We start from the raw sequence: 22,031 nt of genomic DNA, 5'->3' as shown, positions 1-22,031 counted from the left end.
CCGAGCCCCGAGCGGGGACAAGCCCCCCTTCGGGGGGCTTCGTCTCCGCCAGGCATGCGGCGCCTCAGCGGCTACAGCTCGCCACGCCTGGCCAGCTCGCGTATCCGGTCGGCCGTCCGGCAGGCGATGGCCTGGATGGTCAGCGAGGGGTTGACGCCCCCCACGGTGGGAAACACCGAGCTGTCGCAGATCCACAGGTTGCGGATGTCCCAGCTGCGACAGTCGGCGTCGACCACGCTGCCCTCCGGTTCGAAGCCCATCCGCGCGGTGCCGGCGAGATGGGCGGTATTGTCGGACTCGGCCCAGATGTCGCAGGCATCGATGGCGTCCAGGCCGCGGCGCATGAACGCCAGGGCGTGCGCCACCAGACGCCGGTCGTTGTCGCACAGCGACCAGGTGACACGGGCGACGGGCAGGCCGAAACGGTCGCGCTCGTCGGCCAGACTCACCCGGTTGCGCGCCTGCGGCAGGGTTTCGCCGACGATCTTCAGGCCGACCTGGTGGTTGTAGTGCTGCATGGCGTCCACCAGAGCCTGGCCCCACAGGCCGCGGTTGCCGGTCTGGCTGGCGACCCAGGCGGCGGGCAACGGGCCCTGGCTCATGAAGGCGTAGCCGCCGAAGAAGTCCTTGCCCCGGTCCTCGTAGTTCCAGTGCTCGCACAGGGCCATCGACGGCGGCCCCTTGTACCAGCGCACCTCCTCCGCCAGCCGTCCCCATATCGCCTGATTGGTATGCACCATGAGGTTCCTGCCGAGCAGCCCGGAGCTGTTGCCCAGCCCGTGCGGATGGCGCGCGCAGGCCGAGCTGAGCAGCAGCCGCGGCGTCTCGATGGCGTAGCCGGCGACCACCACGTGGCGGGCGCGCTGGAACCGCCACGCCCCTTCGCGGTGGTAGTGCAGGCCGCTGACCAGGCCGTCGGCGCCGGTCTCGATGCGCCCGACCATGGCCAGGTCGCGGATTTCCGCGCCGGCCCTGAGCGCCCGGGGTATCCAGGTGGTCAGCACGCTCTGCTTGGCGTTGGTCGAACAGCCGGCGACGCAGAAGCCGCGGTAGACGCAGGGCGGGGCATCCTCGCGGGGCGCGGAGAGGGTCGCCAGCGGCGTTGGCGCCCAGGCCACGCCCAGGGCCTCGCAGGCGCGCGCCAGGGCCAGGCCGGGGGCGTTCACCTCGTGCTGGCGGTAGGGATAGCGCGGGCGTTTCGGTCCCCAGGGATAGCGCAGCGGACCGGCAATCTTCAGCGCCTGCTCGACTTCGGCGTAGTAGCGCCACATCTCCCGCCAGTCGATCGGCCAGTCGATACCGTATAGCCAAGCAGGCTACGCGACCTGAACCACTCGGGGCGAAAGCGCAGCGAGACCATAGCAAAGTGCACGGTACTGCCGCCGACCGCCCTACCGCTGTTGTTGGTGCCGAGCTTGAGCGGATCGTCGCCATCGCACAGGCGTTCGTCGGTCCAGAACAGCTTTTCCTGGTGCGCCTCGTCGGAGGCGAACTCTTCCAGCGGTCGCCACCAAGCGCCGGCGTCGAAGGCGACCACGGAAAAGCCGGCCTCGGCCAGCCGGCAGGCCAGGGTGCCGCCGCCTGCGCCGGTGCCGACGACAGCGAAATCCACCGGCTCGCGTTCCGGGTACTCGCGCATCGGCACCCAGCCGCCGCGCCGGAACACGTCCGGTGCCCGGCCGTCGCGCCCGCGCGGGATTTCCAGGGCTTCGAGGAAGGGATCACCTGACACGCCGGTTCAGCTCCAGGGCCTTGCCCTCCTGGCCCGTCCTGATCTCGGCCGGCTCCCAGGGGTCGCGCGCATTGGCGCCCAGCCGCACATAGCCCCGGGGGCTGGCCGGACCGCCGAAGCCGATCTCGCTCCAGGCCGTCGGATGGCTGTAGTAGGCCGAGGTGATGTCATGCAGCAGGCGGTGGTAGAAGAACAGCGCCGCCGGCATGCCGCCCCAGGCCGGGTGGTCGAGTTCGCCGTCCTGCATGGCGCGCAGCAGCGCATCCTGCACGCCCCCCGCCAGCTTGGCGAAGGCCCGGCCATGACGGGCCTTCGCCTCGGCCTCCAGCGCCGCCAAGCCCTGGCGCCAGGCCTGCTGCAGTGGGGGCAGGCGGCTGTCCCGATAGCCATCGCCGCGCCGCTCGAAGAGCTTGGCGTCGACCATGGCCGCCAGGGGCACCGGCGGACGCCCGGCCGGCTGCGGCAGAATGCGTGCGCAGGCCGCCTCGAGGATGCGCCACTCGTGCGGCGCGAAGAACCTCGGCTCGCGCGGCAGCGCCAGCCGGGCATCCACGGCTCGGCGCGTCGGCTCGTTCCAGGACAGGCTGTGACGCTTGGCCAAGACGTCATAACCGGGATAGCGCGTGCTCATGCCTGCCTCTCCCCCTGGTGCACCAGGGCCTGCCGCTCCCGGTCCAGCAGCCGCTCTGCGGCCAGACCGGCCAGCGCCAAGCCGGTGAAGCCGGCCGGTGCCGGCAATGGCGGACCGGCATGCAAGTTCTGCCGCCAGTTGCGCCAGCCGCCGCAATTGCGCGCGACGCCGAGGGTATGAAAGCCGGTCCCGGCCAGCCCCATCAGCGCGGTGAAGCGCAGCCAGTAGCGCGACAGCCGGTGCAGCCGGGGACTCCCGGCCCCGGCCAGGGCGCTGCCGGCCAGGAGTCCTGCGGCGACCGGCGGGGCGCTGACCGGCAGGAACATGGCCGGGTTCTGGAAGGCGCCGCGAAAGTGCAGCAGCCCGGCCTCGGCCGAGGTGCCCAGCAGCCCCGCGGCGGCCATCAGCGCCAGGGTTTTGCCGGCCGGCAGTCCGAACAGCCGTGGCACGCCATCGCTGGTCGCGCAGCGCAGGCGCTCGGCGCAGCCGCCCAGCAGGCCGGACAGCACCAGCGCCGCCGGCGCGCCGAGCGGGGCGGCATAGAACAGGTTGCTCCAGCCGATGCCGCCCGGGCGCTTGGCGATGTTCCAGAGGTGGAAGCCGGTCCCGGCCAGCCCGGTCAGCACCGAACCCAGCGCAATGACGTCGCGCAGGCGGTGCGCCTGCGGCAGGGCTTCACGCAGGCGCCGGCTGCCGGCCAGCAGCGACAGGCCGGAGCTGAGCAGCGGGGCGTACATGGCGCGGTTCCGGAAGTCGCCGCGGTAATGCTCCAGGGTGCTGTCGGCCGCCACGGCCAGGGCCAGCACGCCCGCCCCCCGGTCGAGCTGGTGCAGCGGCTCCTGCAGGGACTCGCCGCCGGGCCGGGCCGCGGCCTGCCGCCGCGCCTCGCGGTGCTGCCAGCAGAGCGCGGCACAGGCGAGCGCGCCGCCCGCGCCCAGCGCCAGCCACTGCAGTCGGGTCCGGGACACCATGGGCGCGCCTCAGGCCGCGTAGGCCCGGGCGTCCGCCCGGCGCAGGCGCAGGCCATGGCCGGGCGCCGTCAGGTCGGGGGCGATCCGCCCCTGGCGCAGCTGCGGCGCGCCGTCGAAGAGCATCGCCTCGATGCGCACGTGGTCGTGGAACCATTCGACATGCCGCAGCCGCGGCACCGCGCAGGCCACCGGCAGGTGCAGGGCTGGCGCGCAGTGCGCCGACAGGTCGAGATGGAAGGCCTCGCAGAGTGCCGCCGCGCGCAGGAAGCCGCTGATCCCGCCGCACCGGGTGAGGTCGGCCTGCAGCACGTCCACGGCCCCCCGCTCCAGCAGGCGGCGGAAGTCGTCGGGGGTGTAGGCGTACTCGCCGGCGACGATCTCCAGATCCGGACCAGCGGCATCCATAGCCCTGCGCACCCGGCACAAGCCGTCGAGGTCGTCCGAACTGACCGGCTCCTCGAACCAGCCGACGCCCAGCTCCCCCATGCGCCGGGCCAGGGCGATGGCCTGGCGGCTGCCGTAGGCACCGTTGGCGTCGACCAGCAGCCCGGCCCCGCCGATCGCCTCGCGCGCCGTCCTGATCCGCGCCAGCTCGCGCCCGGCCTCGCCGCCGATCTTCATCTTCACCCAGCGGCAGCCGTCCTCCACCGCCCAGCGGCCGAGCTGCTCGCGCAGCTGGCAATCCGAGTAGGAGAGAAAGCCCCCACTGCCGTATACCCTCACGTTGTCGCGGCAGCGCCCGAGCAGGGTCGCCAGGGGCAGGTCGAGCAACCTGGCCTTGAGGTCCCAGAGCGCCGTGTCGAGGGCCGAGATGGCGCAGGCGGCGAGGCCCGCGCGGCCCAGGTTGCGCACCCGCGCCCAGAGCTGCCCGCTGACCCGGGCGGGCGCCATCGGATCGGCGCCCACGACCAGCTCGCCCAGGCTGTCGTCGATCAGCCGCAGCAAGGCGGCATCGGCGTAGGTATAGCCCAGGCCGGTCTGGCCGCCGGCCTCGACCTCCACCAGCACCAAAGTCGTCGCCTCCCACTGGAAGGTGCCGTCGGCCTCGGGCCGGTCAGTGGGGATACGATAGGCCGAGGCGCGCACACTGACGACCCTCAGGTCTGGCGCGGCCATCACTGCCTGTCCTTGCCCTTGGGCAGGACGCTGCCGAGCACCTGCTTGGCCGTCTGGGCGATGATGCCGGCCTGCTCCGGGTCGCCCTGCAGCAGGGTGCTGGCGAACTTCCTGGCCTGCTCGAAGGTGATGTGCGGCGGCAGCGGCGGCACGTCCGGGTCGGTCTTAAACTCGATCAGCACCGGCCGGTCGGCGGCCAAGGCTTCTTCCCAGGCGGCGGCGACGGCATCCTCGCGGTCGACGTAGATGCCCCTGAGGCCGATGGACTCGGCGAAGCGGTGATAGGGCACGTTGGGAATATTCTGCGAGGCCTCGAATTTCGGGTCGCCGGCCATCACCCGCTGCTCCCAGGTGACCTGGTTGAGGTCCTCGTTGTTGAACACGCAGCAGATCCAGCTCGGGCTCTGCCATTCCTGCCAGTACTTGGCGACGGTGATCAGCTCGGCCATGTTGTTCATCTGCATGGCGCCGTCGCCGACCATGGCCACCACCGCGCGGTCAGGGTAGAGGAACTTGGCGGCGATGGCGTAGGGCACGCCGGCGCCCATGGACGCCAGGCCGCCGGAGAGCGAGCAGAGCATGCCGCGGCGGATCTTCAGATCGCGGGCGAACCAGTTGGCGCAGGAACCGGAGTCGCAGGTGACGATGGCACGCTCGGGCAGGCGCGGCGACAGCTCGAAGGCCACCCGCTGCGGGTTGATCGGCGTGGCCGACACCAGGGCGCGGCTCTCGAGCTTCTTCTCCCAGTCGCCGCGCCAGTCCTCGATGTCGGCGCGCCAGCGGCGATCCTCCTTCTCCCGCAGCAGCGGCAGCAGGGCGCGCAGGGTTTCGGCGGCATCGCCCTCCAGGTTGACCTCCATCGGGTAGCGCAGGCTGAGCATGTCGGCCTTGAGATCGATCTGCACGCCGCGCGCCTGGCCCTCCTTGGGCAGGAATTCGGAATAGGGAAAGCCGGAGCCGATCATCAGCAAGGTGTCGCACTCCTCCATCAGCTTGTAGCTCGGCTCGGTGCCGAGCAGGCCGATGGAGCCGGTGACCCACGGCAGGTCGTCGGGCAGCGCCGCCTTGCCGAGCAGCGCCTTGGCCACGCCGGCGCCGAGCCGTTCGGCGACCTGGATGACCTCGTCGGTGGCCTGCAGGGCGCCGGCGCCGACCAGGATGGCGACCTTGCTGCCGGCGTTGAGCACTTCGGCGGCCCGCCGCAGGTCCTCGTCGTAGGGCACCTTCCTGGGCCGGCTGTAGCCGATGCCGGAGTGCAAGGTGCCGTGCGCGTGCGGCGGCTCGCTGTACTCCATCTCCTGCAGGTCGTTGGGCAGGACGATGGCGGTCACCCGGCGCTCGCCCAGTGCGATGCGGATCGCCCGGTCGACCAGATGGCGCACCTGCTCCGGCGCACTAGCCTGCTGGACGAAGGCGCCGGCCACGTCCTTGAACATGGACACCAGGTCCACCTCCTGCTGGTAGTGCCCGCCCATGGCGGTGCGCGCCTGCTGGCCGGTGATCGCCAGCACCGGCATGTGGTCCAGGCGGGCGTCGTAGAGACCCGTGATCAGGTGCGAGGCACCAGGCCCCGAGGTGGCGATGCAGACGCCCAGGCCGCCGCCGAACTTGGCCTCCGCCGAGGCCATGAAGGCGGCCATTTCCTCGTGTCGGACCTGGATGAAGCGAATCTTCTCCTGGGCACGGCTCAGGGCGCCGAACACACCGTTGATGCCGTCGCCCGGATAGCCGTAGATGCGTCGCACACCCCACTGGTACAGGCGTTCGACCAGAAAGTCACCGACTGTCGTTGCCATGGCAAACCTCGCTGGATTTGAGGGGCCGGAATCCAGGCCAGGCCATCGATGGGCTGCGCCTCTCCCTGCCACGCAAGCGGCCATGGGGAGGCAGGTTTCGCTCCTGGATGCCTGGCCCTCTGCGTCCCGGGCGGTCATCCGCTCCGGGGACACCGGACGATCCGGCCTGTGGCGGGAGACGGCGGCATGCGCCCGCCGGCTGACGAACGGCCAGGGCCGGACCTCGGGGTCACCAAGGTCTTGACCGGGAAGCCGGGAAAAGATTCGTGATTTTCGACGGCAGGCGACAGTCGCGGATGGCAGGCACGATGCGTGGCGCGAGCCAGCCGCCCTGCCCGGCCATCCGGCTCAGGAAAGGCCCCCTACGGGGCCAGCGGGCGATCAGTCGCCCTTGGCGCCGTGGGCCTGCTGGTCGGCGTGGTAGGAGGAGCGTACCAGCGGGCCGGAGGTGACGTTCTTGAAGCCCATCTTCTGCCCTTCCTCGGCGAACCAGGCGAAGGTGTCGGGGTGGACGAAGCGCTGCACCGCCAGGTGGCTGCGCGAGGGTTGCAGGTACTGGCCGAGGGTGAGCATGTCGATCTCGTGCTCACGCATGCGCTGCATCACCTCGATGACTTCCTCGTCAGTCTCGCCGAGGCCGAGCATCAGCCCGGACTTGGTCGGCACGCCCGGCACACGCTTCTTGAATTCCTGCAACAGGTCCAGCGACCACTCGAAGTCCGAGCCCGGACGGGCGGCCTTGTACAGGCGCGGCACGGTTTCCAGGTTATGGTTGAACACATCCGGCGGCTCGCTGGCGGTGATCTCGAGGGCGATCTCCATGCGCCCGCGATAGTCCGGCACCAGGGTTTCCAGCTGGGTGCCAGGGCTGAGCTTGCGGATCTCGCGCAGGCAGTCGGCGAAGTGCTGGGCACCGCCGTCGCGCAGGTCGTCGCGGTCCACCGAGGTGATCACCACGTACTTGAGGCGCAGGTCGGCGACGGCCACGGCGAGGTTCTTCGGCTCGTCCGGGTCGAGCGGGTTCGGCCGGCCGTGGCCGACGTCGCAGAACGGGCAGCGGCGGGTGCAGATGTCGCCCATGATCATGAAGGTCGCGGTGCCGCCGGCGAAGCACTCGCCGAGGTTCGGGCAGGAGGCCTCTTCGCAGACGCTGTGCAGCTTGTGCTGGCGCAGCAGCTGCTTGATCCGCTCGACCTCGGGAGAAGCCGGCATGCGCACGCGGATCCAGTCCGGCTTGCGCGGCAGCTCCTCGGTCGGAATGATCTTCACCGGGATGCGGGCGACCTTCTCCGCGCCACGCAGTTTGACCCCGGTCTCAACCTTGGCCGGGCCCTTGCCCGTGGTTTCCGTCGTGCTCATATGCTTTCGATCCCGCCCGTAAGGGTCTTTGCTTCAGCGTAACCGAGCTGCGCAGCGAGCTGTGCACGCAGGCGGCTGCTCACCTCGGCGAATTCGACCGGCCCGCGGGCCTGGTCCTTGAGTTGTGTCATGACCATGCCGGCATAACCGCAGGGGTTGATGCGCTGAAAGGGTGCCAGATCCATGTCCACGTTCAGGGCCAGCCCATGGAATGAGCAGCCGTTGCGGATGCGCAGGCCGAGGGAGGCGATCTTCATGTCGCCGACGTACACCCCCGGCGCGTCCGGCTTGGCATGAGCCTCGACCCCGTAGCCGGCGAGCAGCTCGATCAGGCTGAGCTCGATGCGGCTGACCAGTTCGCGCACGCCGATGCCCAGGCGGCGCACGTCCAGCAGCAGGTAGCCAACCAGTTGGCCGGGGCCATGGTAGGTCACCTGGCCACCGCGGTCCACCTGCACTACCGGGATCTCGCCGGGAAACAACACATGCTCGGCCTTGCCGGCCTGGCCCTGGGTGAACACCGGGGCATGCTGCAGCAGCCAGATCTCGTCGGGTGTTTCCGCGTCACGTCGGTCGGTGAAGCGCTGCATCGCCTGCCAGGTCGGCAGGTAGTCGATCAGGCCCGGCTCGCGAATGCCGATCACGCCCGGCATCAGAGCACCATGTGCACGCGCCCGGTGGCGCGCAGCTCGAGGTGGATGGCCTGGAGCTGCTCGAGGCTGGTGGCGGTGATCAGCACCTGCACGGCGAGGTAACGTCCGTTGCGGCTGTCGCGCTGCGTCAGGGTGGAGCTGTCCAGATCGGAGGCATGGCGCTGGATCACCTCGACGACCAGGTTGGCGAAACCCTCGCAGGCATCGCCGATCACCTTGATCGGATAGCGCTCGCAGGGAAATTCAATTTTCGGGGCTTGTACGTCGGTATCGGTCATGGCGGCGGCGAGCGGTCGGCCCGCGGGGACGGCCGTCCACCGGAAGCGGCGGACGGCGGTCGGCAGAGGTTCAGTTGAACAAACCGTAGAAGAACAGGCGGATGCTATCCCATAGACGACGGAACAGGCCACCCTCCTCGACGGCTTCCAGGGCGATCAGGCTGGCACTGCGCAGCACCTGGTCGCCCAGCCGGACCTCGACCCTTCCAACCACGGCGCCCTGCGGGATCGGTGCGATCAGCTGCGGCTCGAGGGTGCTGCTGGTGGTCAGCTGCTTGAGCTGGCCACGCGGCACGGTGAGGGTCAGATCCTCGGCCAGGCCGACCTTGACCTCGCGGCTGGCGCCCTTCCACACCGGCGAGTTGGCCAGCTCGGTGTTCTTCTGGAAGAGGGTCTGGGTCTCGAAGAAGCGGAAGCCATAGGTCAGCAGCTTCTGGGTTTCGGCGGCGCGCGCCTGTTCGCTGTTGGTGCCGAACACCACGGCGATCAGCCGCTGGCCGTCGCGCACCGCGGAGGCCACCAGGCAGTAGCCGGCCTCCTCGGTGTGGCCGGTCTTCAGGCCGTCGACGGTCTTGTCGCGCCACAGCAGCAGGTTGCGGTTGGGCTGCTTGATGTTGTTCCAGAAGAATTCCTTCTGCGCGTAGATCGCATAATGCGCCGGATCGTCGTAGATGATGGCGCGGGCCAGCCTGGCCATGTCATGGGCCGAGGAGTAATGCTCGGGAGCCGGCAGGCCGGTGGCGTTCATGAAGTGCGTGTTGGTCAGGCCGAGGCGCTGCGCGGTGCTGTTCATCATGTCGGCGAAGGCGTCCTCGCTGCCGGCGATGTGCTCGGCGAGGGCCACGCTGGAGTCGTTGCCGGACTGGATGATGATGCCGTGCAGCAGGTCGCTGACGCTCACCTGGGTGCCGACCTGGATGAACATCCGCGAACCGCCGGTGCGCCAGGCGCGTTCGCTGACGGTGACCATGTCGCCTTCCTTGATCTGTCCGCGCTTGATCTCCAGGGTGGCGATGTAGGCGGTCATCAGCTTGGTCAGGCTGGCCGGCGGCAGGCGCTCGTCGCCATTGTTCTGGATCAGCATCTGGCCGCTGGCCGCATCCATCAACAGGTAGGAGGTGGCGGCCAGCTGCGGCGGTGCCGGGATGGCCTGGGGCTCTGCTGCCCAGGCGCTCGGCATGCAGATCAGGAGGACCAGGAAAAGGCGTTGCACAAGTCGGGTGGTTTTCATCGTTTCTCGAGTCGTTGGCTAGTCGAACACACCCTTGCGGGCGATGGAGATTGGTCCCGATCTCAATCGGGCTTGACCAGGGTCGGCTGCCCGAGCCTGGCCAGGCGCACGCTGTCCTGCAGCTGCCGGGCCTCGTCCTGGCTGCCGATCGGCCCCAGACGCACGCGGTGGAAGGTCTGCCGGTCGCGCACCACCGAGCTGACGAACGCCGGGGTGGCGCTGATCCGGCTCAGCTTGTCCTTGAGCAGCTCCGCCGCATCCGGATTGGCGAAGGCGCCGACCTGCAGGTACAGCTCCCCGGCCGGGGCGGCGGCGGCATCGCTGGAGGCGACCTCCACGGGCAGCATGGCCGCCGCATGCTGGCTGGGCGGCGGCGAGTACTCCTCGATCGGCTGCGGCGCCGGGCGGGTCGTCGGCTGCACCGTAGCCATCTGCGGCCGGGCCAGCACCAGCGGTGGCTGGCGGCCCTGCTGAGCCCACCACTCATCCGGATCGATGCCTTCCACACTGACCCGCGCGGTGCCGGTCTCGGCATAGCCGAGCTTCTTCGCTGCGGCAAAGGAGAGGTCGATGATCCGGTCGGAATAGAAGGGGCCGCGGTCGTTGACCCGCAGGATCACGCTCTTCTGGTTGTCCAGGTTGGTCACCCGGACGTAGCTGGGCAGCGGCAGGGTCTTGTGCGCCGCGCTCATTCCGTAAAGGTCGTAGTGTTCGCCGTTGGCAGTGGCCTGGCCATGGAACTTGGTGCCGTACCAGGAGGCGGTGCCAGTCGCCTTGTAGCGGCGGCCATCGTTCATCGGATAGTAGGTTTTGCCCAACACCGTGTAGGGGTTGGCCTTGACCGGGCCGTTGTGGGGCGTGGGCACCGCGTCGGGAATCTGCGAGACGTCGACGTCCCACCAGGGCGCGCCGTCCTTGAGCGGTCGCGGGTAATGGACCGCAGCGGCAGGGCTCGACGACTTGCCGCGCTCCGGTGGCGTGCTGGAGCAGCTAGCCAGCAGCGCCAGGCTGCCAAGCAGGGCCAGACGGATCGGCAGGGCACACCTCGTCATCGGCGGCCACCCCGTGCCTGGAGCAGTAGATCGGAGAGCTGGTACACAGCCATGGCATACATCACGCTGCGGTTGTAGCGGGTGATGGTGTAGAAGTTCGGCAGCCCCATCCAGTATTCCTCGCCCTGCGCGCCGTCCAGACGGAAGGCGGTGACCGGCAGGCCGTCATCGAGGCGGTCACGGGTCTTCCAGCCGAGACTGCGCAGCTCGCCGATGCTCTTCACAGGATCCAGCCCCTCGGTCAGGCCCTGTTCGGCTTCGGTGCCATTGACTTCGGCACGGCTGGCCACCGGCCCGCCGGCGACCCAGCCGTGGCGCTTGAAGTAGCTGGCGACGCTGCCGATGGCGTCGGTCGGGTTTTTCCAGATGTCGATGTGACCGTCGCCGTCGAAGTCCACCGCATAGGCGCGGAAGCTGCTCGGCATGAACTGCGGCAGGCCCATGGCGCCGGCGTAGGAGCCGGTCAGGGTGAGCGGGTCGACCTGCTCCTCGCGAGTCATCAGGAGGAACTCGCGCAGTTCCTTGCGAAAGAAGGGCGCGCGCGGCGGATAGTCGAAACCGAGGGTGGACAGGGCGTCGATCACCCGGTAGTTGCCAGTGTTGCGCCCATAGAAGGTTTCCACGCCGATGATCGCGACAATCACCTGGGCCGGCACGCCGTATTCCTGCTCGGCACGGGCCAGGGCCGCCTCATGCTCGCGCCAGAAGTCCACGCCGCGGGCCACGCGGGCCTCGGTGATGAAAATCGGCCGGTATTCCTTCCACGGCTTGGCCCGTTCCGCCGGCCGCGAAATGGCATTGAGGATCGGCTGCTTGCGCTGCACCTCGCGGAACAGGCCAAGCAGCTGCTCGCTGGCGAAGCCATAGTCGCGGGTCATCTCCGCGACGAACTCGTCCACCTGCGGCGAGTCCGCATAGTCGTCAGCCAGCGCCGCACCGCCGCACAGCGCGCCGGCCAGCCCCAGGGAACCCACCAGGCTGGCCAAAGACAGGGTTCTGGCCACCCGGCCATGCCGTATGTGCATCAATCCATTACTCTTCAAACTTGCGCGATCCATTTGCGATGGGTGTGGATCGACATCAAAACCCCGAACCCCGACAGCAGGGTCACTAGTGAAGTTCCGCCGTAGCTAATGAACGGCAGGGGCACTCCCACCACCGGCAACAGGCCACTCACCATGCCGATGTTGACGAATACGTAAACGAAGAAGGTCATGGTCAGACCGCCGGCCCACAGTTTGCCGAACAGCGTCTGCGCTTGCACGGTAATCATTAGTCCGCGGGCAATGAGCAGCAGGTAGACCAGCAGCAGCAGACAAACGCCGACCAGCCCGAACTCCTCGGCCAGGACCGCAATGATAAAGTCCGTATGGCTTTCCGGCAAAAAATCCAGGTGCGACTGGGTACCGAGCAGCCAGCCCTTGCCGAATACCCCGCCCGAGCCGATAGCCGCCTTCGACTGGATGATGTTCCAGCCGGTACCCAGCGGATCGCTTTCCGGGTCGAGAAAAGTCAGTATCCGCTGCTTCTGGTACTGGAGCAGGACGAAATACCACATGCCCACGGCGACTGGCACCACGGCCGTCACCGCACCGATGATCCACAGCCAGGGCAGCCCGGCGACGAACAGCACGAAGACTCCGGAGGCGAGGATCAAGAGAGAGGTGCCGAGGTCCGGCTGACGCAGGATCAGCACGAAGGGCACGCCGATCAGCACCAGGCTGATGGCGGTGTGCTTGAGGCCCGGCGGCAGATTGTTGCGGGCGAGATACCAGGCGATGGTCGCCGGCATGATGATCTTCATGAACTCCGAGGGCTGGAAGCGGATCACCCCGGGGATGTTGATCCAGCGGGTGGCGCCCATGGCGTTATGGCCCATGACCTCCACCACCACCAGCAGGATCACCCCCAGGACGTAGGCCAACGGTACCCAGCGCGCGATGAAGCGCGCCTCCAACTGAGCGATGACCAGCATGCCGAGCATGCCGAGACCGAACGAGCTGGCCTGCTTGATCAGCAGGTCCAGGTTCTTGCCGCTGGCCGAATAGAGGACGAACAGGCTACCGGCGGCAAGCAGCAGCAACAGCAGGAGCAGCGGGCCGTCGATGTGCAGGCGCTGCAGCAGGGTAGCACGGCGGCGCAGCACGTCCTCGTCGGACAGGGTGCGGTCGAAGCTAGTGCTCATTGGCGAATTCCTGCGGCGCCGCCGCGAACTGCACTTTCAGCCGGCCATCCTCGCCGAGCAGCCAGGCGTCCATCACCTGCTTGGCCACCGGCGCGGCAACGCCGGAGCCGGACTCGCCGTTCTCCACCATCACCGCCACGGCGATCTGCGGATTCTCGGCGGGGGCGAAGGCGATGAACAGGGCGTGGTCGCGATGGCGCTCCTGCAGCTTGTTGCGATCGTACTTCTCGCCTTGGCGGATCGCCACCACCTGCGCCGTGCCACTCTTACCGGCGATGCGGTAGTGCGCCGTGGCGCCGACCTTGTGCGCGGTGCCGCGCGCGCCGTGCATGACCTGCTGCATGTCGGAGCTGATCAGGTCCCAGTTGTGCGGGTCCTTGAGCTGAATGTCCGGCGGCGACGGGCGCGCTGCCAACAGGCCGCTCTCCATCAGTTGCTCCGGCGACAAGCCGTCGGCCTTCAGCAACAGCCGCGGACGGTGCCACTTGCCCTTGTTCGCCAGCAGGGCTGTGGCCTGGGCCAACTGCAGCGGGGTGGCCAGCATGTAGCCCTGGCCGATGCCAGTGATCAGGGTCTCCCCGGGATACCAGGCCTGGCGGCGGTTGATCCGCTTCCACTCGCGCGAGGGCATCAGCCCGGTAGCCTCCTCGAACATGTCCAGGGAGACCCGCTGGCCGATGCCGAAATGGCTCAGGTAGCGGTGCAGGCGGTCGATGCCCATGCGGTGCGCCAGGGAGTAGAAATAGGTATCGTTGGAGCGGGCAATGGCCAGCTCCATGTTCACCCAGCCGTCGCCGCCGCGGTTCCAGTTGCGGTACTTGTGCTTGACGTTGGGCAATTGATAGAAGCCCGGGTCGAAGACCCGTGTGCTGCGCTCCACCACCCCGCTGTCGAGACCGGCCAGGGCGATCACCGGCTTGATCGTCGAGCCTGGCGGATAGATGCCGCGCAGCACCCGGTTGTACAGAGGGCGGTCGATCGAGTCGCGCAGCGCGGCATAGTCCTTGATGCTGATCCCGGTGACGAACAGGTTGGGGTTGAAGCTCGGCTGGCTGACCATCGCCAACACCCCACCGCTGGTCGGGTCGATGGCGACCACCGCCCCGCGCCGCTCGCCGAGAGCCGCCTCGGCGGCCTTCTGCAGGTTCAGGTCGAGGCTCAGGATGAGGTCCTTGCCGGGCACCGGAACGGTATGCTTGAGCACCCGCAGCACCCGCCCGCGGGCGTTGGTCTCGACCTCCTCGTAGCCCACCTGGCCGTGCAGCAGGTCCTCGTAGAACAGTTCCACTCCGGTCTTGCCGATGTGGTGGGTGCCGCTGTAGTCGACCGGATCGAGCTTTTTCAGCTCGCGCTCATTGATCCGCCCGACGTAGCCGACCGAATGGGCGAAGTGCTCGCTCTGTGGATAGTGGCGGACCAGTTGGGCGGCCACCTCGACGCCAGGCAGGAGAAACTGGTTGACCGCAATGCGGGCGATCTGCTCCTCGGACAGCTCGAACAGCACCGGCACCGGCTCGAACGGCCGGCGCCCCTGGCGCACGCGCTTCTCGAACAGGGTACGTTCCTCCGGGCCGAGCTCGAGCACCGCGACGATGGTATCGAGCACCTTCTGCCAGTCGCCGGCGCGCTCGCGGGTCACCGTCAGGCTGAAGCTCGGCCGGTTGTCGGCGAGGATCACCCCGTTGCGGTCGAAGATCAGCCCGCGGTTCGGCGGAATCGGTTGCACGTGGATGCGGTTGTTTTCCGCCAGGGTCGAATGTTGCTCGTACTGTACCACCTGCAGGTAGTACAGGCGCACCACCAGCACCAGCGACAGCAGCAGGATAGCCGTGGCGCCGACGACGGCCCGCGCGCGCACCTGGCGCGCGTCCTTCTCGTGGTCTTTGAGGCGAATCGGCTCCGGCATCTGCGCAAACCGCGGTCACTTGTGATACGGATGCCCGGACAGCAGGGTCCAGGCGCGATAGATCTGCTCGCCGATGAGGATGCGGACCAAAGGATGCGGCAGGGTCAGCGGCGACAGCGACCAGCGCTGCTCGCTGCGCGCGCAGACTCCCGGCGCCAGGCCCTCCGGGCCGCCGACCATCAGGTTGACGGTGCGCGCATCGAGCCGCCAGCGCTCCAGCTCGGCGGCCAGTTGCTCGGTGCTCCAGGACTTGCCGGTCACCTCGAGGGTGACGATGCGTTCGCCCGCCTGCACCTTGCCCAGCATGGCCTCGCCCTCCTGCCGGATCAGGCGGGCCCGGTCGGCATTCTTGCCGCGGGTGTGCAGGGGGATTTCCACCAGCTCGAGGGCCAGCTCGGGCGGCAGGCGCTTGGCATACTCATGCCAGCCATCCGCCACCCAGCGCGGCATGCGCGAACCCACGGCGATCAGGCGCAGACGCACGGCGCGTTCATTCCTCGCCGTGCTGGGCCCGACTCTGCTCCGCGCCCTGCCAGAGACGTTCGAGGTCGTAGAACTGGCGGGTGGCGACCTGCATTACGTGGACTACCACGTCACCCAGGTCGAGCAGCGCCCATTCGCCGCCCTCCAGGCCCTCGCTGCCCAGCGGCCGCACGCCCTGCTCCTTGACCTTCTCCAGCACGTTGTCGGCGAGGGATTTCACATGGCGGCTGGAGGTGCCGCTGGCGACCACCATGAAGTCGGTGACGCTGGTCTTGCCGCGCACATCGATGACTATGATGTCCTTGGCCTTGAGATCTTCCAGGGCGTCGACCGCCAGTTGGACCAGTTGTTCGTTTTGCATGGACGACTCGTATGTGTTGTTCAGTTCGACGCCGGGTACAACCCGTGCGCATGGATATAGGCCAGTACCGCATCGGGTACCAGGAAGCGGACCGAGCGGCCGCCGGCCAGACGTTCACGGATCTGTGTGGCGGACACCTCCAGTGGCGTCTGCCAGACGAAGGCGATGTGCCCGCCCGGCCCGGCGAGAGCCTGGGGATCGCCGACGCTGCGTGCCGCCAGCAGGTTGCGCAGGGCTTCCGGCGGCTCGCTGCCGGCATCCGGGCGCTGCAGGACCAGGATGTGACAGTGGTCGAGCAGCTCCTCCCAGCGATGCCAGCTCGGCAAACCGCAGAAGGCGTCCCAGCCGAGCAGGAGGAACAGTTGGTCGTCCTGGGCCAGTTCGCCACGCAGGGATTCCAAGGTGTCGATAGTGTAGGACGGTCGCTCGCGCCGGAGTTCACGATCGTCCACAGTCAGCGGCGGCACGCCGTCAACCGCACAGCGGACCATCGCCAGACGGTCGGCCGCCGACACCTGCGGCGACTGCCGGTGGGGCGGGTGCGCGCAGGGGACCAGGCGCAGCTCATCGAGGCCGAACTGCTCGGCCACCTCGAGGGCGCCGCGCAGATGACCGATGTGAATGGGATCGAAGGTACCGCCGAGAATTCCGATCTTTTTCGCCATCAGCCGCGCACATGGCCATCGCCGAACACGACGTACTTCTCACTGGTCAGCCCTTCCAGGCCAACCGGGCCGCGGGCGTGCAGCTTGTCGGTGGAAATACCGATCTCCGCGCCCAGGCCATACTCGAAGCCGTCGGCGAAGCGCGTCGAAGCATTGACCATCACCGAGCTGGAATCCACTTCGGCGAGGAAGCGCCGCGCATCGGTGAAGCTCTCGGTGACGATGGCGTCAGTGTGGTGCGAGCCGTAATGGTTGATGTGGGCGATGGCCTCATCCAGAGAGTCCACCACACGTACCGACAGGATCGGTGCGTTGTATTCGGTGGACCAGTCGGCCTCGCTGGCCTCCAGCACTCCGGCGCCGAGCGGCTCGCGGCTGCGCGTGCAGGCGCGCAGCTCGACACCCTTGGCCCGGTAGATGTCGCCGAGCGGCGGCAGCACACGGGCGGCGATGGCGGCATGCACCAGCAGGGTTTCCATGGTGTTGCAGGGAGCGAAGCGCTGGGTCTTGGCGTTGTCGGCAACGCGAATGGCCTTGTCGAAGTCGGCGGCGACATCGAGGTAGACGTGGCAGATGCCGTCCAGGTGCTTGATCACCGGCACCCGGGCGTCGCGGCTGATGCGCTCGATCAGGCTCTTGCCGCCGCGCGGGACGATCACGTCGACGAACTCCGGCATGCCGATGAGCGCGCCCACTGCAGCGCGATCGGTGGTTTCCACCACCTGCACGGCGGCCGCCGGCAGGCCGGCCGCGGCCAGGCCCAGCCGGATGCAACCGGCGATCGCCTGGTTGGAGTGGATCGCCTCGGAACCGCCGCGCAGGATGGTGGCGTTGCCGGACTTCAGGCACAGGCTGGCGGCGTCGATGGTCACGTTGGGGCGCGACTCGTAGACGATACCGATCACGCCGAGGGGCACGCGCATCTTGCCGACCTGAATGCCCGAGGGCATGTAGCGCATGTCGCGGATCTCGCCGATCGGATCGGGCAGGCGGGCGACCTGGCGCAGCCCCTCGATCATCTCGTCGATGCGCGCCGGAGTCAGTGCCAGACGGTCGAGCATGGCCTCGTCCAGGCCGCTGGCGCGGCCGGCGGCCAGATCCTTCGCGTTGGCCGCGGCAAGCTGCTCGCGGGCGGAGCCCAGGGCGGCGGCGGCAGCTTCCAGGGCACGGTTCTTCTGCGCGGTGCTGGTGCGCGCGAGCACCCGCGAGGCTTCGCGGGCGGCGCGGCCCAGGCGGGTCATGTAGTCGAGCACGGACTCGGTCATGGTCTCGGGTCTGGCAGTCGGGGAAAGCGGCTGATTATAGCGACACCACAGCCTTGCGCCCAGCGTAGTCAAGCAGATGGTCGCGGGCACCCTCCCCCGACCGCCGCCGCCGGCTGTTATCATGCGCCGCCGGGAGACACGGCCTGCGGCCTGCCCGGAACCGCCCCGACCCTCACTGCCTCACGACAAGGAGCGCCGCCCGATGAGCGCATGGCTCGACGGTCTGACCGGCTGGCTGACCCTTCACCCCGAATGGCTGGGCCTGGCCATCTTCCTGATCGCCTGCGTCGAATGCCTGGCGGTGCTCGGCATCATAGTCCCCGGCACCGTGCTGATGTTCGCTGTCGCCGCGATGGCCGGCAGCGGCGCCCTGACCCTCGGCCAGACACTGCTGCTGGGCTATACCGGCGGCCTGCTCGGCGACGCGATTTCCTATGCTCTGGGCCGGCACTTCCACCAGGGCATCCGGCGCCTGCCGGTGCTGCGTCACCACCCGGAATGGTTGGTCAGCGCCGAAGTGTATTTCCAGCGCTACGGCATCGTCAGCCTGCTGGTCGGCCGCTACATAGGTCCGCTGCGACCGATGCTGCCGATGATCGCCGGCATGCTCGAGATGCCGCTGCCGCGCTTCATCCTGGTCAGCCTGCTGGCCGCCGCCGGCTGGGCGGTGGCCTATCTGCTGCCCGGCTGGGCCACCGGCGCGGCCCTGCGCCTGCCGCTGCCGGAGGGCTTCTGGAGCGACGCTGGACTGGTGGCGGCCGGTCTGGCGGTAGTCCTCGGACTGATCGTGCAGACCAGCCTGCGCCGCCAGCGCTGGGCCACGCCGCTGGCCGCCGGCCTCTGCCTGGCGTCGCTCGCCGCCCTGCTGCTGGGCTGGAGCCATTTGCACGAACTCGACCAGGGGCTGCTGACGCTGATCCAGGAGCAGCGCCACGCCAGCCTGGACCGGCTGATGGTGCTGATCACCCGCCTGGGCGACTTCAACACCCAGATGTATGCCGGCGCGCTGCTCGGCCTGCTGCTGCTGGTCGTCCGGCAATGGCGCGCGGCACTGTTCGCCGGCCTGGCCCTGCTCGGCACAGCCTTGGCCAACGGCGGCCTGAAGATGCTGTTCACCCGCGGCCGCCCGGAAGTCCTCCTAGAGCCGCTGCACAGCTACAGCCTGCCCAGCGGGCACAGCTCGGCCGCCTTCGCCTTCTTCCTCACCCTGGGCATTCTCGCCGGTCGCGGCCAGACCCCACGGATGCGCCTCACCTGGCTGCTGCTGGCCTGCATGCCGGCGCTCGGCATCGCCCTGTCGCGGGTCTACCTGGGAGTGCACTGGCCCACCGACATCATTGCCGGCGGCCTGCTCGCCGGCGGCTTCTGCGCCGCCAGTCTGGCCCTGGTGCAATGGCAGACCCCGCTCGAGGGACTCGACGCGCGGACCTGGTGGCTGATCCTGCCGCCGTGCCTGGCGCTGCTCGGCGGCATCGCCACCTGGGCGCTGCCGGAAGCCTTGGCGCTGTACCGCTACCGGTGAGCCGGGCGGGTCAGCCCGGCGTGTCGCCCTGCAGGCTCTCCAGCAGGAGCTTGATGTGTGCCAGGCGGCGCGCCGGCTCGCCCATCGCCAGCAGCTTCAGTTTCTCCTCCGGATCGAACGGCAGCAGGTAGCTCAGCTGGTTGGCCAGCGCCTGCTGATCCGCCACCATGCCGCCCATGCCCAACGCCTTGACCAGCAGATGCTCCGCCAGCGCCTGCAGCAGGGCGGCCAGGTCAGCATGCTCGGCGGCCAGCGGTGCCGCCTGGACCTCGCGCAGCCAGTCCACCTCGGCGACCGTCAGCTGGTCGCGCAGCACCTCGGTGCGGCCGACCCGGAAGCGCCGCGCGCCCTCCACGCGAATCTCCAGCACCCCGCCGGGGCGCTGCTGCCAGTCGCGGATCAGCGCCTCGCAGCCGAGCGCGGCAAAACGGCTGGCCGCCTCGCCGACCTCCTCGCCCTCGAGAATGCACACCACGCCGAAGCCAGTGCCCTGGCGCAGGCAACGGCTGAGCATGTCCAGATAGCGCGCCTCGAAGATCAGCAGATCCAGCCGGCAACCGGGAAACAGCACGGTATTCAGGGGAAACAACGGAAAGTCCATCGCGCCTCCTCAGACGACCAGGGCCACGCTCAAGGGCAGCAGGACCGCGGTGAACACCCCCATCAGACTCATCCCCAGGGCGGCGAAGGCGCCGCACTCCTCGCCCTCCTGCAGAGCTCGCGAGGTGCCCACCGCATGGGCGGTCAGGCCCAGAGCCATGCCCAGCGCGGCCGGATGGCGTACCCTGCAGCGGCGCAGCAGCGCGGGGCCGAACACCACGCCGAGGATGCCGGTGATGAGCACGAACACCGCCGCCAGGCCGGCCACCCCGCCAATCTGCTCGGACACCAGCATGGCGATCGGCGAGGTGACCGACTTCGGCGCCAGGGTCATCAGCATCAGCCGCTCGGTGCCGAACAGCCAGGCCAGCCCCACGCCCAGCAGGGTGGTGAAGACACCGCCGACCAGCAGGGTCAGCACTACCGGCCAGAACAGCAGGCGAATCCGCTTCAGATTGAGAAAGAGCGGCACGGCCAGCGCCACCGTGGCCGGGCCGAGAAACACGGTGAGAATCTGCGCGCCCTCGCGATAGGCAGCGTAATTCACCTCGCAGACCAGCAGCACGCTGACCACCAGCAGCATCGACACCAGCACCGGCTGCAGGAACACCCAGCGGGTCTTCTCATAGGCAGCCACCGCCAGCTGATAAGCACCCAGGGTGATGCCGAAGGCGAACAGCGGATGCTGCACCAGCGCCTGCCAGGCGCCCTGCCAGTCGAGGCTCATGCCTCCCCCCCGCTGCGCGCCTGGCGCTCGATCAGCCGCTGCATCAGCCAGCCGACGAAAGCCAGCGATACCAGCAGGGACAGCAGCAGCGCCCCGGCAATGGCCCAGAAATCGGCAGCGATTGCCTCGACATAAGCCATCACCCCCACCGCCGGCGGCACCAGCAGCAGCGGCAGATAGCGCAGCAGGTTGCTGGCCGCCTCCTGCACCGGCGCGCTCACCTCGCCGCGCCAGACCAGGTAGACGAACAGCAGCAACAGGCCGATGATCGGTCCCGGCAGCATGGGCAGGCAGAGCGTCTGGACCAGCGTGCCGAGCAATTGGAACAACACCAGCCAGGTGAGGCCTCGTAACAACATATAAACCTCCGAGGTCGAGCCGCCCGCCTGAAAAATCCCTGCGCGGCAGGGCAGCCTCGAGGCAGACGGACGGGAAAGGGCCCATTATAGGCAGGCAGAGCGGCTCGCCATAAAGCGCGAAAGTCTACCCGGCCCCCTGCAAAAGCCGCCGGGCGGGGATAAAGGCTTTAGTCCCCGGCTTTCAAGATGTCCACCGGGTCGATTCTCCGGCGGAGCCATGCGGCACAAGCTGATTTCATCGTGCGCCAGCACGCCAGGCATCCGTCGATTGTTCAACAGGGCCGTGGCACGACCAAGGGAAGGTGGAAACCGGTCGGGCTCTCCAATAGACCATCCAGGTGGAGGAAGGACAGACGCCTTGGCGCCGCATCGAGTTGCGGTTGGATCGAGCGAGTCGGACGCATCCGTGCTCTGGCTGTGGAGCAATCTGCCCGAGGAGGCTGGCGCCACGCAGATCATCCGGCTCTATCGGCAGCGCTGGCGCATCGAGGGCCTGCTCATCGCCCTGCCGGCGGATCAGTGGCCCACCCGGGATGACGACTCGGCCTCTGGACTCGCCCGACGCCAGCTGGAGCTGGCGCAACGCATCGTACCCAAACAGGTCGTCGCCACGAGCAAGCGCGGCCCCAAGGCGGACAAGCCCAGGGAGTGGATCGACGGAGCCACGGCTCGCACCCATGCCTCCACTGCCCGCGTCATCAAGGCGGCAAAAAGCAAAAGACCTTGAAAGGGGGTGCCTGTCAGCCCGGACTCGCCACTGGCGAGCCATGGCTTCGCTCTTGCCCGGACCGGCTCAGAACTGCATGTCGGACAGCCGCCATACCTCGAAAGCCGGCGTTTCGTAGGGGTGACTCTTTTTCAGCGCCTTGACGGCGTCATGAATCCGCTCATCGGCAACCACCATTTCCACCTTCCATTCCGCCACCTGCTCCAACCTGCCGGTCTGCCCCTGATACGGCTGACTGCCCTCCAGCGGGCGATACTGGCCCTGCCCCGGGACCTGCCAACAGCAACTGTCGTAAGCGCCAATGCGCCCGCCTCCGGCGGCAAACACGGCATCCTTGACCGTCTCCACATGGCTCTCCGGCACATAAAAGCACAGCTTGTACATCGGAATCTCCCGACGGCGAGGCGGGTCA

24 protein-coding genes are annotated in these 22,031 nt (G+C 68.4%); 2 read left to right on the top strand and 22 right to left on the bottom strand.

Translation table 11 applies throughout. The annotated features are described in order from the left end of the window. Positions 1–71: 71 nt before the first annotated feature. The 18 genes from ACYVD0_RS04980 to ACYVD0_RS04895 all read right to left on the bottom strand — a co-directional run bounded on the left by ACYVD0_RS04980 (position 72) and on the right by ACYVD0_RS04895 (position 17,684). Complete coding sequence (locus ACYVD0_RS04980) at positions 72–1,271, bottom strand: GMC family oxidoreductase (protein WP_460425777.1); 1,200 nt, start codon at positions 1,269–1,271, stop codon at positions 72–74. Continuing rightward, positions 1,235–1,732: a hypothetical protein gene (locus ACYVD0_RS04975; protein ID WP_460425776.1), complete on the bottom strand. Its 498-nt coding sequence runs from the start codon at positions 1,730–1,732 to the stop codon at positions 1,235–1,237. The genes ACYVD0_RS04980 and ACYVD0_RS04975 overlap by 37 nt, the downstream gene beginning before the upstream one ends. Next, positions 1,722–2,363: a gluconate 2-dehydrogenase subunit 3 family protein gene (locus ACYVD0_RS04970; RefSeq protein WP_460425775.1), complete on the bottom strand. Its 642-nt coding sequence runs from the start codon at positions 2,361–2,363 to the stop codon at positions 1,722–1,724. Before ACYVD0_RS04970 ends, ACYVD0_RS04975 begins: the two co-directional genes overlap by 11 nt. Then, a complete protein-coding gene (locus ACYVD0_RS04965) occupies positions 2,360–3,331 on the bottom strand; it encodes a hypothetical protein (protein WP_460425774.1) in 972 nt (323 codons plus the stop codon). The genes ACYVD0_RS04970 and ACYVD0_RS04965 overlap by 4 nt, the downstream gene beginning before the upstream one ends. Before the next feature lie 12 nt (positions 3,332–3,343). Continuing rightward, positions 3,344–4,450 (bottom strand): enolase-like domain-containing protein, encoded by a 1,107-nt coding sequence (locus ACYVD0_RS04960; RefSeq protein ID WP_460425773.1) that lies wholly within the window; start codon positions 4,448–4,450, stop codon positions 3,344–3,346. Further along, on the bottom strand, positions 4,450–6,246 hold the full coding sequence (locus tag ACYVD0_RS04955; protein ID WP_460425772.1) for a pyruvate oxidase: 1,797 nt from the start codon (positions 6,244–6,246) through the stop codon (positions 4,450–4,452). Before ACYVD0_RS04955 ends, ACYVD0_RS04960 begins: the two co-directional genes overlap by 1 nt. Positions 6,247–6,627: 381 nt before the next feature. Further along, positions 6,628–7,605, bottom strand: a complete 978-nt coding sequence (gene lipA, locus ACYVD0_RS04950; RefSeq protein WP_460425771.1) for a lipoyl synthase — start codon at positions 7,603–7,605, stop codon at positions 6,628–6,630. After that, a complete protein-coding gene (lipB, locus tag ACYVD0_RS04945) occupies positions 7,602–8,258 on the bottom strand; it encodes a lipoyl(octanoyl) transferase LipB (protein WP_460425770.1) in 657 nt (218 codons plus the stop codon). The genes lipA and lipB overlap by 4 nt, the downstream gene beginning before the upstream one ends. Further along, on the bottom strand, positions 8,258–8,536 hold the full coding sequence (locus tag ACYVD0_RS04940; RefSeq protein WP_460425769.1) for a YbeD family protein: 279 nt from the start codon (positions 8,534–8,536) through the stop codon (positions 8,258–8,260). The genes lipB and ACYVD0_RS04940 overlap by 1 nt, the downstream gene beginning before the upstream one ends. Before the next feature lie 70 nt (positions 8,537–8,606). Next, positions 8,607–9,767 carry a D-alanyl-D-alanine carboxypeptidase family protein gene (locus ACYVD0_RS04935; protein ID WP_460425768.1) on the bottom strand — a complete coding sequence of 387 codons (1,161 nt, stop codon included), beginning with the start codon at positions 9,765–9,767 and terminating at the stop codon, positions 8,607–8,609. 62 nt (positions 9,768–9,829) lie between these two features. Then, on the bottom strand, positions 9,830–10,819 hold the full coding sequence (locus ACYVD0_RS04930) for a septal ring lytic transglycosylase RlpA family protein (protein WP_460425767.1): 990 nt from the start codon (positions 10,817–10,819) through the stop codon (positions 9,830–9,832). Then, entirely contained in the window at positions 10,816–11,844 is a 1,029-nt protein-coding gene (mltB, locus tag ACYVD0_RS04925; protein ID WP_460425766.1) for a lytic murein transglycosylase, read from the bottom strand. Before mltB ends, ACYVD0_RS04930 begins: the two co-directional genes overlap by 4 nt. A 14-nt stretch (positions 11,845–11,858) precedes the next feature. Beyond that, positions 11,859–13,004 (bottom strand): FtsW/RodA/SpoVE family cell cycle protein, encoded by a 1,146-nt coding sequence (gene rodA, locus ACYVD0_RS04920; RefSeq protein ID WP_460425765.1) that lies wholly within the window; start codon positions 13,002–13,004, stop codon positions 11,859–11,861. Further along, on the bottom strand, positions 12,994–14,910 hold the full coding sequence (gene mrdA, locus ACYVD0_RS04915; RefSeq protein ID WP_460425764.1) for a penicillin-binding protein 2: 1,917 nt from the start codon (positions 14,908–14,910) through the stop codon (positions 12,994–12,996). The genes rodA and mrdA overlap by 11 nt, the downstream gene beginning before the upstream one ends. Positions 14,911–14,925: 15 nt before the next feature. Continuing rightward, positions 14,926–15,393: a 23S rRNA (pseudouridine(1915)-N(3))-methyltransferase RlmH gene (rlmH, locus tag ACYVD0_RS04910; protein ID WP_460425763.1), complete on the bottom strand. Its 468-nt coding sequence runs from the start codon at positions 15,391–15,393 to the stop codon at positions 14,926–14,928. A gap of 7 nt (positions 15,394–15,400) precedes the next feature. Next, the gene (gene rsfS / locus ACYVD0_RS04905; protein WP_460425762.1) at positions 15,401–15,754 is read right to left on the bottom strand and encodes an RsfS/YbeB/iojap family protein; all 354 of its coding nucleotides are present in this window, start codon (positions 15,752–15,754) and stop codon (positions 15,401–15,403) included. 20 nt (positions 15,755–15,774) lie between these two features. Beyond that, the gene (gene nadD, locus ACYVD0_RS04900) at positions 15,775–16,419 is read right to left on the bottom strand and encodes a nicotinate-nicotinamide nucleotide adenylyltransferase (protein WP_460425761.1); all 645 of its coding nucleotides are present in this window, start codon (positions 16,417–16,419) and stop codon (positions 15,775–15,777) included. Next, positions 16,419–17,684, bottom strand: coding sequence for a glutamate-5-semialdehyde dehydrogenase (locus ACYVD0_RS04895; protein ID WP_460425760.1), 1,266 nt, complete (start codon positions 17,682–17,684; stop codon positions 16,419–16,421). The genes nadD and ACYVD0_RS04895 overlap by 1 nt, the downstream gene beginning before the upstream one ends. Before the next feature lie 202 nt (positions 17,685–17,886). On the opposite strand from ACYVD0_RS04895, the gene ACYVD0_RS04890 reads away from it, so the two are divergent. Beyond that, positions 17,887–19,206: a bifunctional DedA family/phosphatase PAP2 family protein gene (locus tag ACYVD0_RS04890; protein WP_460425759.1), complete on the top strand. Its 1,320-nt coding sequence runs from the start codon at positions 17,887–17,889 to the stop codon at positions 19,204–19,206. Positions 19,207–19,216: 10 nt separating this feature from the next. Here ACYVD0_RS04890 and ACYVD0_RS04885 read toward each other — a convergent pair whose 3' ends face one another. The 3 genes from ACYVD0_RS04885 to ACYVD0_RS04875 are packed head-to-tail and all read right to left on the bottom strand — an operon-like array spanning position 19,217 to position 20,892. Next, positions 19,217–19,807: an LON peptidase substrate-binding domain-containing protein gene (locus ACYVD0_RS04885; RefSeq protein WP_460425758.1), complete on the bottom strand. Its 591-nt coding sequence runs from the start codon at positions 19,805–19,807 to the stop codon at positions 19,217–19,219. A gap of 9 nt (positions 19,808–19,816) precedes the next feature. After that, on the bottom strand, positions 19,817–20,533 hold the full coding sequence (locus ACYVD0_RS04880) for an LrgB family protein (protein ID WP_460425757.1): 717 nt from the start codon (positions 20,531–20,533) through the stop codon (positions 19,817–19,819). Then, a complete protein-coding gene (locus ACYVD0_RS04875) occupies positions 20,530–20,892 on the bottom strand; it encodes a CidA/LrgA family protein (RefSeq protein ID WP_460425756.1) in 363 nt (120 codons plus the stop codon). The genes ACYVD0_RS04880 and ACYVD0_RS04875 overlap by 4 nt, the downstream gene beginning before the upstream one ends. A gap of 406 nt (positions 20,893–21,298) precedes the next feature. Here ACYVD0_RS04875 and ACYVD0_RS04870 point away from each other — a divergent pair, with 406 nt between their 5' ends. Further along, positions 21,299–21,619, top strand: coding sequence for a hypothetical protein (locus ACYVD0_RS04870; protein ID WP_460425755.1), 321 nt, complete (start codon positions 21,299–21,301; stop codon positions 21,617–21,619). Positions 21,620–21,685: 66 nt separating this feature from the next. On the opposite strand, the gene ACYVD0_RS04865 is transcribed toward ACYVD0_RS04870, so the two are convergent. Beyond that, positions 21,686–22,003, bottom strand: coding sequence for an NGG1p interacting factor NIF3 (locus ACYVD0_RS04865; protein WP_460425754.1), 318 nt, complete (start codon positions 22,001–22,003; stop codon positions 21,686–21,688). Positions 22,004–22,031 lie beyond the last annotated feature (28 nt).

The organism is Azotobacter armeniacus (assembly GCF_054779355.1).
Note: the sequence above shows the minus strand (reverse complement) of the source record. Positions and strands in the feature narration are given on the sequence as shown.